The following is a 17011-nucleotide window of genomic DNA, read 5'->3' as shown; positions in this document are numbered from 1 at the left end:
GAGGACCGAAATGGATATAGGTATTATTTTACTGGGCCACGGCAGCCGCATCCCCGAGGCCAACGAGCATTTGAAGCTTTTGGCGGGCCACGTGCGGGAATTTCTGGGCGATGTCCGGATACAGCCCTGCTACATGATGCGCACCCATCCCAATCTCTTGGAAGGTATTGCCATGCTGGTGGAGGAAGGCCTGCGGCAGATAGTCGTGATACCCATGTTTTTCTGCAACGGCCTCCACGTCCAGCGGGATATTCCCGAGCAGTTGGCTACGGCCCGGGAGCGGTTTCCAGGGGTTACCTTGATTTACGGCAGCAACCTGGGCGCCGATAGGCGGATCGCCGAGATTATAGTCGAACGTATCCGGGAGGTGGCTCCGGGTGTCGTACCTCAATAATCCCCGGGCCATTGAGGCCCAAAGCCGGGCCATCATCGCGGCGCAGCTAGGCGATCTCGGTTTGGGGGCGGAGGAAAGGAACATCGTTACCCGAATCGTTCATGCCACCGGCGACCTGGAATACGCCCGGCTGGTGGTTATTCACCCCCGGCTGGTTGCAGCGGCGACTGCGGCCCTGTGCGGCGGGGCGGACATCATTACCGACATCGAAATGGTGCGCCAGGGGATCAACAGCCAAATCCTTGCCCGGGGCGGCGGGAGGGTAATCTGCGCCATCCGGGAAAGGGAGGTGGCTGCGGCAGCGGCGGCCAGGGGAATAACCAGGGCTATGGCCGCCATGGAGTACCTGGCGCCCCGGATGACGGGAGCCGTCGTGGCCATCGGCAATGCTCCCACGGCCCTGTTTCGCCTTCTAGAATTGATGGCCGCAGGCCAGGTGGCACCGGCGGCCGTCATCGGCACTCCGGTGGGCTTTGTGGGCGCGGCGGAAGCCAAGGCAGCCTTAGAGAGGTCCGGCGTACCCTTTGTCACCGTCAGGGGCACCAGGGGCGGCAGCACGGTGGCGGTGGCTGCCGTCAATGCCCTGCTGCACCTGACTTGGGACGGGGAAGGTGAAGATTGATGGCCCGGGCGGTCATGCTCCAGGGGACCAGCTCCAACGTCGGCAAGAGCGTCTTGGCGGCGGCCCTGTGCCGGATTTTTTACCGCGCCGGCTACCGGGTAGCCCCTTTTAAATCCCAGAACATGGCTTTAAACTCCGGCGCCACTGCGGACGGCGGGGAAATGGGACGCGCCCAGTTGGTGCAGGCTTATGCCGCCGGGGTGCAGCCGCGGGTGGAAATGAATCCGATCTTGCTCAAACCCACGGCCCACGCCCGCTCCCAGGTGATTCTCCTGGGGCGGCCGGTGGGCAATGTGGGAGCCAGGGATTATCATGGAAGCTTTAACCAGGAGCTGTGGCGTTACGTGGAGGCGGCTTATGCCGCCCTGGATAAGGAATTCGAGGTTATCGTTATCGAAGGCGCCGGCAGCCCGGCGGAGGTTAACCTTAAGGATAGGGAAATCGCCAATATGCGGGTGGCCAAGATGGCCGGAGCGCCGGTGCTCCTGGTGGCCGATATCGACCGCGGCGGTGCCCTGGCGGCCATTGTCGGGACTTTGGAGCTTTTAGAGGAAGACGAGAGGGAACTGGTGGCCGGTTTGATCATCAACAAGTTCCGGGGCGACATGGCTTTGCTGCAGCCGGCCCTGGACTTTTTAGAAAAGAAAACCGGCAAGCCTGTTCTGGGGGTCATCCCCTTCCTGGCCCACGGTCTGCCCGAGGAGGATTCCGTGGTCCTCGAAAAGGCCGCTGCCCGCCCCACTGCCCCCGGCGAGGTGGAAATTGTCGTAATAAAGCTGCCGTGCATCGCCAACTTTACCGATTTTGACGCCCTGGCAAGGGAAGAGGGCGTTAACCTGCGCTATGTAGAGGACAAGAACGCCCTCGGGAATCCGGACCTCATCATCCTGCCGGGGAGCAAGAACACCATTGGTGATCTGTTGTGGCTGCGGCAGCGGGGCCTGGAAGATGCCATTAAAGAGCTGGCGGCGCGGGGCACCCCGGTGGTGGGTATCTGCGGCGGTTATCAAATGCTGGGCCGGGAAATTGCCGATCCCGGCCATGTAGAAACCGACTATGACGGCATTGACGGCATGGGCCTCCTGCCGGTGCGGACGGTGTTTCAGCCGACCAAGGCCACTAACCTTGTTGAAGGCCGGGTAACCGGCACGGGACCCTTCTTGGGGCCGTTGCAGGGCCTGGAAGTGAAGGGCTATGAGATCCATATGGGGGCAAGCAGCCTGGTGGCCGGCCAGCCAGCCTTTAAAATCACTCGGCGCGGCAGCGTTTTGGTGGACATCGACGACGGCGCCCAGAGCGACGACGGTCTGGTGTGGGGTACCTACATCCACGGCATCTGGGATAATGACGCCTTCCGCCATCGGATCCTAGATGTTTTAAGGGCCAGGCGCGGCCTGCCGGCCAGGGAGAGCGGTCTGGAATTCGACGCCGACCAGGAGCGCCGTTTTGATGCCCTGGCTGCCGTGGTGGCCAGGCACTTAGATCTGAAACGACTGGCGGCGATCATGGGTCTGGACCGGCCCCTGGCAGGTGACGGCTTTGGAGCCTAGCGTCCTTTTGCTGGTCCTGGCCCTGCTCCTGGACCTGGCGGTGGGGGACCCGCCCTGGCTCCTGCACCCGACCCAGGTCATGGGGGCGGGTATCAGCGCCCTGGAAAAACTTTTGTGGCGGCCGAATGCTTCCCGGGGCTACCTGTTAGCTACGGGCGGGGTGGTGGTCGTCGGCATCGTCGGGGGCAGCTGGGCCATCACCTGGGGCTTGCTGGCAGCAGCCGGCCGGATTAATTACTGGGTGGAGGTATTGCTGGCCGCGTGGCTGCTGGCTACAACCATTGCCCCCCGGGGCCTGGCTACAGCGGCCGCCGGCGTCGCCCGGGCCCTTGAAACAGGAGACTTGATCTGCGCTCGCCGCCGGGTAAGCCGGATAGTGGGCCGGGATACGGCGGGCCTGGACGAAGGGGAGGTAGTCCGGGCGACGGTGGAAACTGTGGCTGAGAATACCAGCGATGGTGTTATTGCCCCCCTTTTCTATTTTTTCCTAGGAGGGGTTCCCCTGGCCATGGCCTACCGGGCCGTCAACACCCTGGATTCCATGCTGGGTTACAAAAACGACCGCTACCTTTTTTTCGGCCGGGCGGCAGCCAGGCTGGACGATGTGGCTAATTATCTTCCCGCCAGGCTAACGGGGATAGCCTTATGCGTGGCGGCCGCCCTGCTGGGTTATGGCCGGCGGGCCTGGACGATTATGCTGCGCGATGCCCGCCGGCACCCCAGCCCCAACAGCGGTTTTCCGGAGGCGGCGGTCGCCGGCGCCCTGGGAGTGCAGCTGGGCGGTCTCAATTATTATCAGGGGCGGCCCTCTCAACGCCCTCTCATCGGGGAGGCCCGGCAGCCTTTAAAGAAAGAGCATATCGGCCTGGCCGTCTGCCTCATGGCGGTTGCCACTTTCCTCGTTTCGCTTGTCGGCGGTTCGATTTTGGCCTTTGCCGGGCGCTGGTACTGAAAAAAGGGGTATTTATATGGGCTATAAGCGAATTGTCATAGCCGGTAGCCGCAGCGCGGTAGGCAAGACGAGCATCGCTACCATATTGGGCAAAAGGGGCGATACCGTCCGGGGCCACGAGTTCCACTATTCCTCGCTGACCGGTACGGACGATGATTTCCCTTACGCCTATACCTGGCAGGTCGGCCAAAAGTTGTACCGCGACGGTTATACCGCACAAGGATATTGGCTTCAATAAAGAAGCCGCAAATAATTTTATGACGGCGTGCAGGCGCTTCATGAAGGCCTGCCGCGAAGGAGGAATGCCCCATGGATTTGTTAAACCGGACCCTGGCTGCCATCAGCCCCCTGGACAGGGAGGCCATGGTTCGAGCCCAGGCCCACCTCGATGATCTCACCAAGCCGCCAGGAAGCCTGGGCGCCCTGGAAGCTATTGCCCGGCAACTGGCCGGGATAAAGGGGGAAGTGCCGCGCCGCTTAACCCGCAAAACCCATATCCTTATGGCTGGTGACCACGGGGTGGTGGCGGAAGGGGTGAGCGCTTTTCCCCAGGAGGTTACGCCCCAGATGGTATTAAATTTTGCCCGGGGCGGGGCGGCAATCAACGTTCTGGCCCGTCATGCCGGGGCGGAGCTCGTCCTGGTAGATGTCGGGGTAGCGGCGGAACTGCCGGACCTCCCGGGCTTGTTGAAAAGAAAGGTAGCCCCGGGTACGGCCAACCTTGCGAGGGGGCCGGCCATGACCAGGGAACAGGCCGTTGCCGCCTTGGAAATCGGTATCGAGGTTGCTAACGAGCAAATTGCCGCCGGGAGCGAACTCTTAGGCATCGGGGAAATGGGCATCGGCAACACCACCCCCAGCACAGCCATCGTCGCCGCTTTCAGCGGTTTGCCGGTGGAAAAGATTACCGGTAGGGGGACGGGTATCGATGATAAGCGCCTGCAGCTAAAAATCAATGCTATTCGTCGGGGCTTGGAAGTAAATCGCCCCAATCCTGCCGATCCCCTGGATGTTCTGGCCAAGGTGGGGGGACTGGAAATAGCCGGCATGGCTGGGGTGATCCTGGCGGGAGCCGCTAAACGGGTGCCGGTAATTATCGACGGCCTTATTTCCGGAGCTGCTGCCTTGGTGGCCGCTCGCCTGGCCCCGGGAGCCGCTGACTATATTCTGGCCTCCCATCTTTCGGAAGAACCTGGTCACGCCGCCGTCCTGGAACTCCTGGGCCTTAAACCCATGCTGACCATGGCGATGCGCCTGGGCGAGGGCACCGGGGCCGCTCTGGGGATGACCTTGGTAGAAGCGGCCATTAAAATCTATCATGAAATGGCTACCTTCAGCCAGGCCGGGGTTTCGGGGGCGCTGGATAGTTGAAGGGGTTTAATGCCTTTCTTGTGGCCCTGAAGTTTTTGACCCGGATTCCCTTAAAGAGCGGTGATAATACCGGAGAAGCCTGGCAGCAAAGCGTCGCCTACTTTCCCCTGGTAGGCCTGGTTTTAGGTCTCATTTTGGCCGCGGCCTGGCAGGCATTGAGCTTACTGGTACCGGACCTTCCCCGGGCGGGGCTGGTCCTGGCCCTGGCGGTTTTCTTAAGCGGGGGCCTTCACCTGGACGGCTTTATCGACAGCATGGACGGCCTTTTTTCTGGCAGAGACCGGGAACGTATCCTGGCTATCATGAAGGACAGCCGCGTGGGTGCCCATGGCGTTACGGCGGTGGTCACCCTGCTGGTTTTGAAATTCAGCCTTTTGGCCGCCCTGCCGTCCGGGAACCTCCGGCTGGCCGGCCTCCCGCTGCCGCCGCCGCTGGTGTTGATGCCCGTTTTGAGCCGGTGGGCCATGGTGCCGGCCCTAACGTGCTTCCCTTACGCCCGTAAGGAAGGGATGGGTTCCCTATTCCAGGCCGGCCGCGGGCGCCGCAACCTGTTTTCCGCCACCCTGGTAGCCGCCCTGGTGGCGTGGTTTATAATGGGGCCTGCTGGTCTTTTTTATCTGCTCCTTGCGGCCCTGGTGTCCCTGGGGTGGTGCAGGTGGGTCCGGCGGCTTTTAGGCGGTCTGACGGGGGATACCTACGGCGCCCTGGCCGAAATCGTTGAGGTTTTTTTCCTGGCAGTTTATTATCTACGGCCGTAGTAAAAGGGGGTGGCTAGCCGTGCGAGGTGTAGCTCGGGTTAGCGGTGCCTGCGGCGAATTAGTCCAGGGGATGGTCGACGGTAGATATTTCCTTATTACCTGTCCCATAGATATTTGCACTGAAGTGGTGGTTACTTTAATTCCCGGTCGCCGCTTTGAGGCTCCTGCGGGAAAGCAAAAGGCTCTGGCGGCGGCCCGCCTGACCATGGAACGGCTGGGAGAAAGGCGCTGGGGGGCCGCCCTGAAGATTTTCAACCCCCTGCCGCCGGGCAAGGGCCTGGCCAGCAGCACCGCCGACGTGGCGGCGGCGTCAGCCGCTACGGCTAAAGCCTTGGGGGCGGAGCTTTCCCTTGAAGAGATTAAGGATATAGCCCTGTCCGTTGAACCGAGCGACGGTACCTTCCTGCCGGGCATCGTACTCTTTGATCACCTCCGGGGCGAATTCTGGGAGAGCCTCGGAGAACCGCCGCCCCTGGCGGTATTGATAGTCGATCGGGGAGGCACGGTCGACACCCTCCTTTTTAACCGGCGCACGGATCTAATGGCTTTAAACCGGGCCAAGGAGGAAGCCGTCCGCCGGGCGGTGGCCCTGGTGCGGGAAGGTTTGACAAGCGGCCGGGAAGAATTGGTCGCCCGGGGCGCGACAATCAGCGCCCTGGCCAACCAGGGGATTCTTTACAAACCGGAGCTGGAAACCCTGGTGGAGATAGCTACCGCCTTTGGGGCCCTGGGGGTTAATGTGGCCCACAGCGGCACCGTGGCAGGCATCCTCTACCGACCCGGGTCGGTAGATTGCGCGGAACTGGAAGGAAAGATCCGGGCGACCTTTCCCTATGTAAATTTTATCCGGGCGAGGGTGACCGGTGGTAGAATGGAGGCCTGGCGTGAACGATGGTCGAAAGGCAACGGGGTGTTGAGGACGGGGTACCGTCCGGGCCGCTTCACGGCGGTGACTGGCGGGGAGCGCTAGATAAATACGGCTGGAAGCCGGAAGAAATCCTGGATTTCAGCGCCAACATCAATCCCCTGGGGCCGCCTGCCGGCGTATGGGCATGTCTGACGGCCAACCTCCGGGCGGTTTGCCGGTACCCGGATCCGGCCAGCAAAGAGCTTAAAGAAGCCCTGTCCCTTGAACTTCAGGTGCCGCCCGGGGCCCTACTTATCGGCAATGGGGCCACGGATATTATATACAGCCTGTGCTTTTTGTTGAAGCCGCGGGCCGTGCTGGTGGCCGAACCCACCTTTGCGGAATACAGGCGGGCGGCGGAGGCGGCCGGTGCCCGGGTGCTTTCCCTGCCTTTACCGGCCGGTGAGGGCTTCCGCCTGGACGGAGCGGAATATAGCCGGTGTCTGGCCCGCGTCGATATGGCCTTTCTCTGCAACCCCAACAATCCCGTAGGCAACCTAATCGAGGACCGGGATCTGGCAGCCGTACTCGAGGAAAGCCGCAGACAGGGGACCTGGCTGGTGGTGGACGAATCCTTTTTGGATTTTGTGCAGGAAGATCGGCGGCGGTCCCTGTGCCGGGAAGCCCTTCGATATCCGAACGTGGTGGTGCTCCGGTCCTTGACCAAGTTTTATGCCCTTCCTGGGCTTCGCCTAGGGTATGCCGTAGCTTCACCCTCCCTGATAAGGCATCTCGAAGGGAGACGGGATCCCTGGTCCGTCAACATCCTGGCCCAGATGGCCGGAGTAGAGGCCCTCAAGGATAGGGAGTTTGTCGTGAACACCAGGAAATGGCTGGAGGAAGAAAAAGAGTATCTTTACCGGGGCCTGGCTTCCCTGTCCGGCAGCAGGCCTTACCCGCCGGAGGCTAATTTTATTCTCGTGGACATCGGACGGACCGGTTGGAGTTCCGGCCGCCTGGCAGAGGCCTGCGCCCGTCGCAAGGTACTTGTGCGAGATTGCGCTTCCTTTGCCGGGTTGGGGGATGTTCATATCCGGGTCGCCGTCAGGGACCGGCAGGCCAATAACATCCTTTTGGCCGTGTTAAGAGAATTACTGTCAGGGGGATGCCCGTGAGCCGAGGTACCCGTCTGTACCTGGTCCGCCATGCCCAGACGGAATGGAACCACAGCGGAAGGTACCAGGGACATATGGATGTAGCCTTGAGCCCCGAAGGCCGGCGGCAGGCCGAACTTGTGGGCCGCCGCCTGCAGGGGGAGAAGGTGGATGCTGTTTATACCAGCGACCTCAGGCGTGCCCGGGAAACGGCAGCGGCGGTAGCCCGGATGCACGGTTTAGAGATCCTCCAGGTGAGGGATCTGCGGGAAATGGACTTCGGCCTGTGGGAAGGCCTAACCTATGAGGAGATCCGGAAGGCCTTTCCCAGAGACGTTGAGGAATGGCTGGCCGATCCCGGTACTAAACAGGTTCCGGGTGGTGAGAGCTTCGCCGAACTCCAGGAGAGGGCTTGTCGGGCCGTCCGGGAAATCATAGCCCAACATCCCGGGCAGGCGGTGGCCGTAGTTTCCCACGGCGGCACTCTGAGTACGGTAATTTCCAGCCTCCTGGGCCTGGGTCTGGCAGGCATATGGCGGTTCCACCTGGACAATGCCAGTGTCAGCATTGTGGACTGCTACGGGAACTGTAACGTCCTGAGCCTGCTAAATGATATCAGTCACTTAAAGGATAAGTGAGGATATCCCGAGGCACACTACCTCCGAAGGGAGGTATTTTTTATGAGTGAAAGGTTTGCACCCGCCCGGGTACCCTGGAGCACCCGTCCGAGCTTAAAGAGCATGGCGGAGGAAGTTGGTATAGACTTCGACGCCTTCATGGGCGCGCTGGCTGCCAATAAGTCCGATACGGAGATGGCGGCGGCCTTTGGGGTTCCTCCGGAGGTGATCAGCCGCCTGCGGGAGCATTTTGAACGTTACGGCCTGCAATCCATTGTGGGGGAGGACTGAGTTACCCCAGGCAAGGTAATTGAGTTCGCCGGGGAAGGACCGGAGACCAGCAGGAGACGGAACTTTAGCGAAATTGGAAATCGGCCGGACGGGGGTAGTGCAGGGGCCTTGCTGGGTAGGGCCCAAAGCTGTTCGGCGGGTTTCGGCCGGAGGCCGACAAGGGAGGGCCAGTGCGGCCCGCAAAACTGTGAAAGAAAGGGCCGGGTCGCGGCCGAAGGCAAGGGGACATGGCCAGGGGAGGGGATTAGTTTACTTCCTTTTCCGGCTGCGCTATAATAGGCAATAAAGCGGACGGGATTTGAGTTGTGGGCCCTCTGGAGTAGGGTCAGGTCCTGCCAAGGGGTATAGAAGGAGGGAGATGGTTGCCGGAAGATAAAATCCTGGGTGAAGGGTTGACCTTTGACGATGTTCTGCTGGTGCCGGCCGCTTCGGCCGTTCTCCCGCGGGAGGTGGACGTCAGTTCTTATTTCACCCGCCGTATTAAGCTGAACATTCCCATTGCCAGTGCCGGCATGGATACAGTGACCGAAGCCCGGATGGCCATCGCCATGGCCCGGGAGGGCGGCATCGGAGTTATTCATAAGAACATGCCCATCGAGCAGCAGGCCAGGCAAGTAGACCGGGTCAAGCGATCGGAGCACGGAGTCATTACCGATCCCATTTTTTTAAGCCCCGAACATACCATCGGAGAAGCCGTTAGAATTATGGAACACTACCATATCTCAGGGGTACCGATAACGGTAAAGGGCCGGCTGGTGGGCATAATTACTAACCGTGATATACGTTTTGAACAGGACTACAGCCGCCCTATTGGGGAAGTGATGACCAGGGAAAATCTGGTGACGGCGCCGGTGGGCACCACCCTGGAAGAAGCCAAGGAGATCCTGCGGCGGCACAAAATCGAGAAGCTGCCCCTGGTAGACAAATATTTTAACCTCAGAGGATTGATCACCATCAAGGATATTGAGAAGGCGCGGAAGTATCCGAATTCGGCCAAGGACGAAAAGGGACGGCTCTTGGTGGCCGCCGCCGTCGGGGTGGGCAAAGACACCATGGAAAGGGTGGAGGCCCTGGTGGCGGCCGGGGTGGACGCGGTAGTGGTGGATACGGCCCACGGCCACTCGGAAAACGTCCTCCGGACGGTGGCCCGGATTAAACAGCGTTTTCCTTCCCTGGAAGTGGTGGGGGGCAACGTGGCCACGGCTGAAGGTACCCTGGCCCTAATCGAGGCGGGCGCCGACGCCGTCAAGGTGGGCGTGGGACCGGGTTCTATCTGCACTACCAGGGTGATTGCCGGTATCGGGGTACCCCAGCTTACGGCCATCCTCAACTGCGCCCGGGTGGCCCGGGAAAGAGGCGTCCCGATCATTGCCGACGGGGGCATCAAGTATTCGGGAGACATTACCAAGGCTATTGCCGCAGGGGCCAGTACCGTTATGATAGGTAGTTTGCTTGCCGGCACCGAGGAGAGTCCGGGGGAGATCGAAATTTACCAGGGTCGTAGTTTTAAGAGCTATCGGGGCATGGGTTCCCTCGCGGCCATGAAGGAGGGCAGCAGGGACCGGTACTTTCAGGAGGAAGCCGACAAGTTGGTCCCCGAGGGCATCGAAGGCCGGGTTCCCTACAAGGGTCCGGTATCGGAGACCCTCTACCAGCTGGTGGGGGGACTGAGGGCCGGGATGGGTTACACCGGGTGCCGGACTATAGCCGAACTCCAGGAGAAAGGCCGCTTTATCCGCATAACCCAGGCCGGTTTGAGGGAAAGCCATCCCCACGATGTAATGATCACCAAAGAAGCTCCTAATTACCGCATTTAACCCGTAGCCAGGCAGGTTGGAAGAGGGGAGAGCCGGAAATATGACGGTTGAGGGCAGAACAGCCGAGGTCTTCTGGTCGGATATGCGTACGGAAAAGGGCAAGAATCTCATCGACAAGGTGGAACGCCTCTGGCAGCGGGCGGGTTTCGGGGAAATTATAGCCGAGGGCGATCTGGTGGCCGTGAAACTGCACTTTGGTGAAAAGGGCAACTTGGCCTATATACACCCCGCCTTCGTCCGGCGCATAGTCGAGTTGATCCGCCGGAAAGGGGGAAAACCCTTTTTGACGGATACCAATACTCTATATGTAGGATCGCGCTCTAATGCCGTGGACCATTTGCAGACGGCGGTGGAAAACGGTTTTGCCTACGCCGTGGTGGGCGCGCCGGTAATTATAGCCGACGGTCTACGGGGTAAAGATTATCTAAACGTCCCGGTTAATCTAAAGCGGTTCAAAGAAGTAAAAATAGGTAGCGCCATATATCATGCCGATGCCCTGGTGGTGCTGAGTCATTTTAAGGGTCACGAGCTTACCAGCTTCGGTGGGGCCTTAAAGAATCTGGGCATGGGCTGCGGCAGCCCAAGCGGCAAACAGATGATGCACTCCGACGTTTTGCCGAAGGTTACGGTGGAAAAATGTATAGCCTGCGGCAGGTGCCGGCGGTGGTGCCCGGCCGGGGCCATTACGGTTGAAGAGCACGCCGTAATCGACGAGGAAAAGTGCATCGGCTGCGGAGAATGCACCGTCACCTGTCCCTACCGGGCCATCAAACCGAACTTTAAATCCGAGCCGGAAGCCCTGCAGGAAAAAGTTGTGGAATACGCCTACGGAGCTCTACAGAACAAGAAGGGCAAAGTGGCCTTCTTTAATTTCGTTACCAACGTTGCCCCGGAATGCGACTGTAACTCCTGGAACGATGCCGCCCTGGTAGGCGACGTCGGGATCCTGGCGTCCTACGACCCGGTGGCCCTGGATCAAGCCAGCCTGGACCTGGTGAATGCGCAGCCGCCCCTCCCAGGTACGCGCCTGGACGGTAAAGGGGATGCTGCGGATAAATTTCTGGCCGTAAGCGGCTATGATGGGACCCATCAGCTGGCTTACGGAGAAGAAATAGGTCTGGGTACCAGGAAGTACACCCTTATAAAAGTTTAGCCCCCGGAGGGAGGAGGTTGGCCGCCGATGACGAATCTATATTTTAAGAAGTGGGAAGGCAGGCCGGGAAGGGTCCTCGCCTTTCGCCTCAGCTACGGAGCCGATTTATTGGGAGCCTTGCAGGGTATAGCTGGGGAAGAGGATGTTCGCTTTGGGTGGATCAAATTTTTGGGCGGGGTAAAAAAGGCTAGGGTCGGGTACTATCTCCAGGACCGCAAGGAATTTATCACCCTTGACCTGGATGAGCCCATGGAAATACTCTCCGGTATGGGAAACATAAGCCTGAAGGAAGGCCGCCCCTTCGTTCATGCCCACGTAACCTTCTTGAACAAGGAAGGGAAGGTGCTGGGAGGCCACTTGATGGAAGGGACGGTGGTGGTGGCAGGGGAGGTGTTCATCCAGGAACTGGCCTTGCCGGCCCCTCCCCAGCGGGTCTACGACGAGGTCACGGGATTGTACCTGTGGGTATAGTATAGATTAACCAGGCTTGGTAATAAAGTAAAGGAGAGCTATTCGTGGTAGACCGCCGGCCATCCTGCAAGGGGCCGGCGGCTGCAGCCCCGGTGCGGGGAAGGTTGCGTAAGTCCAATGAAGGGCAGGGAGGTGGGTTGGTATGCTTATACCGGTCAAGGTGAAGCAGATCGTCCTGGATCAAAGCATGAGCCCGGTCGTACTCCTTGTCGACCAGGAGGAATCCCAGGTATTACCCATCTGGGTGGGGCCCTTTGAGGCGCAGGCCATTGCCATGGCATTACAGGGGATACTCACGCCTCGGCCCATGACCCACGACCTGCTGCGAACCTTGTGCGAGAGCCTCGGGGCTAAAGTGAGCCGCGTGCTCGTCCAGGATATCCGCGACGGCACCTATTATGCCGAGCTGTACCTCGACCACGAAGGCAAAGAAGTAGTGGTTGATGCGCGACCCAGCGATGCTATTGCCTTAGCCCTGCGCACCAATGCTCCTCTCTACATTTCGGAGAAGGTGGCCGCCTATACCCTTGCTGTAGAGGATGTACTGGCGGGGCAGTCGGAAGAGGAGCGGCAGGAATTACTGGAACAGAGCAAGCCGGAAATTGACAAAAAATCCCTGCACTAGGGCATACGGGGCGTCCTGGCTTATCCGCAGATTTAAGTACGCGGGTTAGGGGGGAAGGTAGGGAATTTTAGCCAAAGGAAGTAGGCCTACCGCAATGGAGGGCAGGGGCGGGGTAGGGGAGTAATAAGCTGGCGGACGGGGCCTTTTAAGGAAGGATGCCGGAGGATACGGGCAACCCGCCGCACTCCTCACAGGGAGGACTAGGTTGGCGCCCGCGAAACTTGCGGAGGGAACCCGAGCTGCATAACGCCTGGATAAAAAGTCGGGGATAGCTGGGCCGAGCCGCCTCGTGGAGAGGTGGCTTTTTTGTTGTTAAGGGCCGGGGGAAGTCATCCTTTGTTTAAAGGTGGCCGGGAGGATATAATTATTATATAAGTTGACCAGGGTGGCAGAAAGATAAGACCGGGAGGCTTAACATTCAGTGAAAAGTTACTGGACCATAGTCTACGGTTGTCAGATGAATGAGCGGGATAGCGAGATCATCGCTGGCTTGTTAGAAGAAAGGGGATACACCAGGGCTCCGGCTCTCGAAAAGGCCGACGTCATTATACTTCATACCTGTTGTGTACGGGAAAAAGCAGAAAACAAAGTTTACGGCAAGCTGGGTCAGCTTGCTCGGCTAAAGAGCAAGAACCCGGATTTAATCATTGCCGTGGGAGGCTGCATGACCCAGCAGCCGGGGGCGGCGGAAGAGATGCGCCAGAAGGCGCCCCATGTGGATCTTATCTACGGCACCCACAATATCCATGAGCTGCCGAACTTACTGGAGCGGGTAAGCTTTCTCCGTCAGCCGGTGGCCTCCATTTGGGACACAGAAGGGGAGATCGTGGAGGGGCTGCCCCACCGGACGGCGGGTGGTGTTAAGGCTTTAGTAACGATAAGTTATGGCTGCAATAATTTCTGTTCCTATTGCATTGTGCCCTACGTGCGGGGTAGGGAGCGCAGCCGGCGGCCCGAGGATATTGTCAAGGAGGTCCAGGAGCTGGTGGACGACGGGGTACTTGAAGTGATGCTCCTGGGCCAGAACGTGAATTCTTACGGTCGAGACTTGCCGGGGGAGATAGACTTTGCCCGCCTTCTGGAGATGGTCAACGGGATCGAAGGGCTCCGGCGCATCCGCTATATGACTTCCCACCCGCGGGATTTTACACTGGATCTCATCCGGACCTTAAGTCGCTTGGACAAGGTATGCGAACACGTCCACTTGCCCGTGCAGGCGGGGAGCAACCGCATACTGGAACTCATGAACCGCGGCTATACCCGCGAGGATTATTTTGTCCTGGTGGACAATTTGCGGCGCCATTTACCCGGGGTGAGTATCACCACTGATCTTATCGTCGGTTTTCCCGGAGAGACGGAAGAGGACTTTGCTGCCACTTTGGATCTGGTGGAGCGGGTCCAGTTTGATAATGCCTTTACCTTCATGTACTCGCCCCGCCGCGGGACCGCCGCCGCCGGCCTCCCGGGCCAGCTTCCGCTGGAAGTGAAGAAGGAGCGCCTGCAGCGCTTGATGGAGCTGCAGAACCGCATCAGCCGGGCCAAAAATGAGGCGCTGGTGGGAAGGGAAATGGAGGTGCTGGTGGAAGGGACCAGCGAAAACGATCCTACTCAACTGAGCGGCCGCACCCGCACCCATAAACTGGTCCATTTCCCGGGGTCCCAGGAACTCATCGGTAAGCTGGTACAGGTGAGAATAACCCAGGCCCAGACGTGGCTCCTTAAGGGAGAGGTAGTGGCATGACGAAGGGCAGGGAGGCCACCCTTACACCCATGATGCGGCAGTACAAGGCTTTGAAAGACCGGCACCCCGACGCCATCCTCTTTTTCCGGCTGGGCGATTTCTACGAAATGTTCTTCGAAGACGCAGTGGTGGCTTCCCGGGAACTGGGGATCGTTCTAACCTCAAGGGAATCAGGGGAAGACGCTCCTCCCATGTGCGGCGTGCCGTATCACTCGGCCGACGGCTACATCGCCCGCCTGGTGTCGAGGGGTTACAAGGTAGCCATTTGTGAACAGGTGGAGGATCCCCGTACCGCCAAGGGGCTGGTGCGCCGGGAAGTGGTACGCATCATCACGCCGGGGACCTTTACCGATGACAAATATCTGCCGGAGAAGGGCAATAACTTCCTGGTGTCCGTAGCCCCCCACCACGGCAACTACGGCTTGGCCTGGGTGGATGTGTCTACCGGGGAGTTTCGTCTCCACCTGTGCAACCGCTTTCCGGAGCTGGTCGATGAGCTGGTTCGCCTGGAACCGGCGGAATGCCTGCTCCCTTCCGCCTGGCTTAAGGATGCGGGCTTTATCCAGCGCCTTCGCCCATACTGTGCCGGCGTGCTGACTCCCTGGGACCAAGGGTTTGAAGCGGATGCTGCCCTAAGGATCCTCAGGGAACGTTTCGGCCAGGACTGGCGCCTCGAGGCCGGGGAAGCGGCGCTCATGGCCGGAGCCATGATTTTAAGTTTCCTCACCGCCACCCAGAAAAATTCCCTCGCCCATCTGGAACCCCCCAGTTTAGAAGATGAAGTGACTTATATGGGATTAGACCAGGCCAGCCGGCGCAACCTGGAGCTTACCGTGGCCGGAAGGGAGCCCGGGAGGCGGGGTTCCCTGCTGTGGGTGCTGGACCGGACCTGCACGGCCATGGGAGGCCGGACTTTGCGGCGGTGGGTCGAACAGCCCCTGGTTAAACTGGAGGCCATCCGGGAACGGCAGGAAGCTGTAGGGGAACTGGTGAGCAATTTCCTGTTGCGGCAGGAGGTGGAGGGATATTTAAAACAAGTCAGGGACCTGGAGCGGCTGGGCGGCCGGGTGGCTTACGGGACCGCAGGGGGTCGAGAATTACAGGCCCTGCGCCAATCCCTGGAGGTAGTGGGCCCTTTAAGAGAAATCCTTCAAGGGGCTAAGTCTGCTCTCCTGAGAAAGGTCTCCGCCCGGTTGGACGCCGTAGAAGAGGTTACCGACCTCATCGCCAGGGCTCTGGTGGACGACCCACCGGCCGGGGTGAAGGAGGGCGGACTCATAAGGCCGGGGTTCCATCCCGAGGTGGACCGTCTTCGGGACGCGGTGAACCACGGCCGGGAGTGGATTGCCGGGTTGGAAAACCAAGAACGGGAGCGGACGGGTATTAAGTCCCTCAAAGTAGGATATAACCGGGTTTTCGGTTACTATATCGAAGTAACCAAGCCCAATCTCCCTCTGGTACCGGAGGATTATGAGCGAAAACAGACCCTGGCCAATGCGGAGCGTTTCATTACCCCCCGGTTAAAGGAGTTGGAGCAGCAGGTTCTCGGTTCGGAGGAGAGGCTGGCGGCCCTCGAGTACGAGCTTTTTCAGGAACTCCGGGATCGGGTCTTGTCCGTACTGCCCCGGGTGCAGGGAACGGCCAAAGCCCTGGGCATTCTAGACGCGCTGTGCTCCCTGGCCGCGGTGGCTGCGGACTATAATTATACGTGTCCCGTTGTTGATGAGGGGGACCGCATTGAAATACGCCAGGGCCGGCATCCCGTGGTAGAAAGGGTGGTGCAGGACAAGGAATTCGTACCCAATGACACGGTGTTGGACGGTGGTTCCCAGCGGATACATATTATAACCGGTCCGAACATGGCCGGCAAGTCTACTTACATCCGCCAGGTGGCCCTTATAGTGCTGCTGGCCCAGATGGGCAGCTTCGTGCCTGCCAGCTTTGCCCGGATCGGGCTGGTGGACCGGATTATGACCCGGGTGGGGGCGGCAGACGACCTCGTCGCGGGCCAAAGCACCTTTATGGTGGAAATGCAGGAAGTCGCCTACATTTTGCGCCAGGCTACCCGGCGGAGCCTGGTCATTTTAGATGAGGTGGGACGCGGGACGAGCACGGCCGACGGGTTAAGCATAGCTCGGGCGGTGGTGGAATACCTCCATGACCATCTCGGGAGCCGTACCCTCTTTGCCACCCATTACCACGAGCTGGTGGAGTTAGAGGAATATCTGCCGGGAGTAAAGAACTACAGCATTGCCGTCAGGGAAGAGGGAGAAAACGTAGTTTTCTTACATACCATTGTGCCCGGCGGTACGGACCGGAGCTATGGGCTGCATGTGGCCCGCCTTGCGGGGCTGCCGGAAGAAGTGCTGCAACGGGCGGGAGAGCTGCTGGATGGCTCCTCTAAAGTCGCCGGGACGGGCAGAAGCGAAGAAGTCCGCGAGGTCGTCCGGCCCGAGGGGGCGGGCGGGAAGTCCAGGAGGAGCAAAGAAGTGGAGGCCGAAGTCCTGAGGGAACTGGAAGAATACAATCTTATGACCAAAACTCCCCTCGAAGCCATGCAGGCCATATTCAACTGGCAGAAAAAGCTCTCGTCCCGTCGCCGCTCCGTCCAGAATGAGCACCAGTTGAGGTGGTGGGGGTAAAGGAGG

At 59.7% G+C, this 17011-nt stretch carries 17 protein-coding genes; all 17 read left to right on the top strand.

The window, feature by feature from the left end; translation table 11 throughout:
- Window positions 1-10 precede the first annotated feature (10 nt).
- The 17 genes from TAMC210_RS10550 to mutS all read left to right on the top strand — a co-directional run bounded on the left by TAMC210_RS10550 (window position 11) and on the right by mutS (window position 17005).
- A complete protein-coding gene (locus TAMC210_RS10550; RefSeq protein ID WP_173298779.1) occupies window positions 11-394 on the top strand; it encodes a sirohydrochlorin chelatase in 384 nt (127 codons plus the stop codon).
- Complete coding sequence (locus TAMC210_RS10545; protein ID WP_173298778.1) at window positions 378-1016, top strand: precorrin-8X methylmutase; 639 nt, start codon at window positions 378-380, stop codon at window positions 1014-1016. Before TAMC210_RS10550 ends, TAMC210_RS10545 begins: the two co-directional genes overlap by 17 nt.
- Window positions 1016-2566, top strand: coding sequence for a cobyric acid synthase (locus TAMC210_RS10540; protein ID WP_173298777.1), 1551 nt, complete (start codon window positions 1016-1018; stop codon window positions 2564-2566). The genes TAMC210_RS10545 and TAMC210_RS10540 overlap by 1 nt, the downstream gene beginning before the upstream one ends.
- Window positions 2556-3518, top strand: coding sequence for an adenosylcobinamide-phosphate synthase CbiB (gene cbiB / locus TAMC210_RS10535; RefSeq protein ID WP_173298776.1), 963 nt, complete (start codon window positions 2556-2558; stop codon window positions 3516-3518). The genes TAMC210_RS10540 and cbiB overlap by 11 nt, the downstream gene beginning before the upstream one ends.
- Before the next feature lie 16 nt (window positions 3519-3534).
- Window positions 3535-3756, top strand: a complete 222-nt coding sequence (locus tag TAMC210_RS10530) for a hypothetical protein (RefSeq protein WP_173298775.1) — start codon at window positions 3535-3537, stop codon at window positions 3754-3756.
- A gap of 71 nt (window positions 3757-3827) precedes the next feature.
- Window positions 3828-4889: a nicotinate-nucleotide--dimethylbenzimidazole phosphoribosyltransferase gene (gene cobT, locus TAMC210_RS10525; protein ID WP_173298774.1), complete on the top strand. Its 1062-nt coding sequence runs from the start codon at window positions 3828-3830 to the stop codon at window positions 4887-4889.
- Complete coding sequence (cobS, locus tag TAMC210_RS10520) at window positions 4886-5647, top strand: adenosylcobinamide-GDP ribazoletransferase (RefSeq protein WP_173298773.1); 762 nt, start codon at window positions 4886-4888, stop codon at window positions 5645-5647. The genes cobT and cobS overlap by 4 nt, the downstream gene beginning before the upstream one ends.
- Window positions 5648-5666: 19 nt before the next feature.
- Window positions 5667-6617 (top strand): GHMP kinase, encoded by a 951-nt coding sequence (locus tag TAMC210_RS10515; protein WP_173298772.1) that lies wholly within the window; start codon window positions 5667-5669, stop codon window positions 6615-6617.
- Window positions 6539-7669 carry a threonine-phosphate decarboxylase CobD gene (gene cobD / locus TAMC210_RS10510; RefSeq protein ID WP_173298771.1) on the top strand — a complete coding sequence of 377 codons (1131 nt, stop codon included), beginning with the start codon at window positions 6539-6541 and terminating at the stop codon, window positions 7667-7669. Before TAMC210_RS10515 ends, cobD begins: the two co-directional genes overlap by 79 nt.
- Window positions 7666-8286 carry an alpha-ribazole phosphatase gene (gene cobC, locus TAMC210_RS10505; RefSeq protein ID WP_254388641.1) on the top strand — a complete coding sequence of 207 codons (621 nt, stop codon included), beginning with the start codon at window positions 7666-7668 and terminating at the stop codon, window positions 8284-8286. Before cobD ends, cobC begins: the two co-directional genes overlap by 4 nt.
- A 42-nt stretch (window positions 8287-8328) precedes the next feature.
- Window positions 8329-8556: a helix-turn-helix domain-containing protein gene (locus tag TAMC210_RS10500; protein ID WP_173298769.1), complete on the top strand. Its 228-nt coding sequence runs from the start codon at window positions 8329-8331 to the stop codon at window positions 8554-8556.
- Window positions 8557-8918: 362 nt separating this feature from the next.
- Entirely contained in the window at window positions 8919-10373 is a 1455-nt protein-coding gene (gene guaB, locus TAMC210_RS10495; protein ID WP_173298768.1) for an IMP dehydrogenase, read from the top strand.
- Between the two features lie 40 nt (window positions 10374-10413).
- Window positions 10414-11526 (top strand): DUF362 domain-containing protein, encoded by a 1113-nt coding sequence (locus TAMC210_RS10490; RefSeq protein WP_217267360.1) that lies wholly within the window; start codon window positions 10414-10416, stop codon window positions 11524-11526.
- Between the two features lie 27 nt (window positions 11527-11553).
- Window positions 11554-11997 (top strand): PPC domain-containing DNA-binding protein, encoded by a 444-nt coding sequence (locus TAMC210_RS10485; protein WP_173298767.1) that lies wholly within the window; start codon window positions 11554-11556, stop codon window positions 11995-11997.
- Window positions 11998-12139: 142 nt separating this feature from the next.
- Window positions 12140-12622, top strand: coding sequence for a bifunctional nuclease family protein (locus TAMC210_RS10480; RefSeq protein ID WP_173298766.1), 483 nt, complete (start codon window positions 12140-12142; stop codon window positions 12620-12622).
- A gap of 421 nt (window positions 12623-13043) precedes the next feature.
- Complete coding sequence (gene miaB / locus TAMC210_RS10475; protein ID WP_254388640.1) at window positions 13044-14363, top strand: tRNA (N6-isopentenyl adenosine(37)-C2)-methylthiotransferase MiaB; 1320 nt, start codon at window positions 13044-13046, stop codon at window positions 14361-14363.
- Window positions 14360-17005, top strand: a complete 2646-nt coding sequence (mutS, locus tag TAMC210_RS10470) for a DNA mismatch repair protein MutS (RefSeq protein ID WP_217267359.1) — start codon at window positions 14360-14362, stop codon at window positions 17003-17005. Before miaB ends, mutS begins: the two co-directional genes overlap by 4 nt.
- The last annotated feature ends 6 nt before the right edge of the window (window positions 17006-17011 follow it).

The organism is Thermanaeromonas sp. C210, from assembly GCF_013167955.1.
Lineage (GTDB): Bacteria > Bacillota > DSM-521 > Neomoorellales > Neomoorellaceae > UBA12545.
The sequence above is the reverse complement of the archived record's forward strand: the minus strand, read 5'-3'. Positions and strand labels throughout refer to the sequence as shown.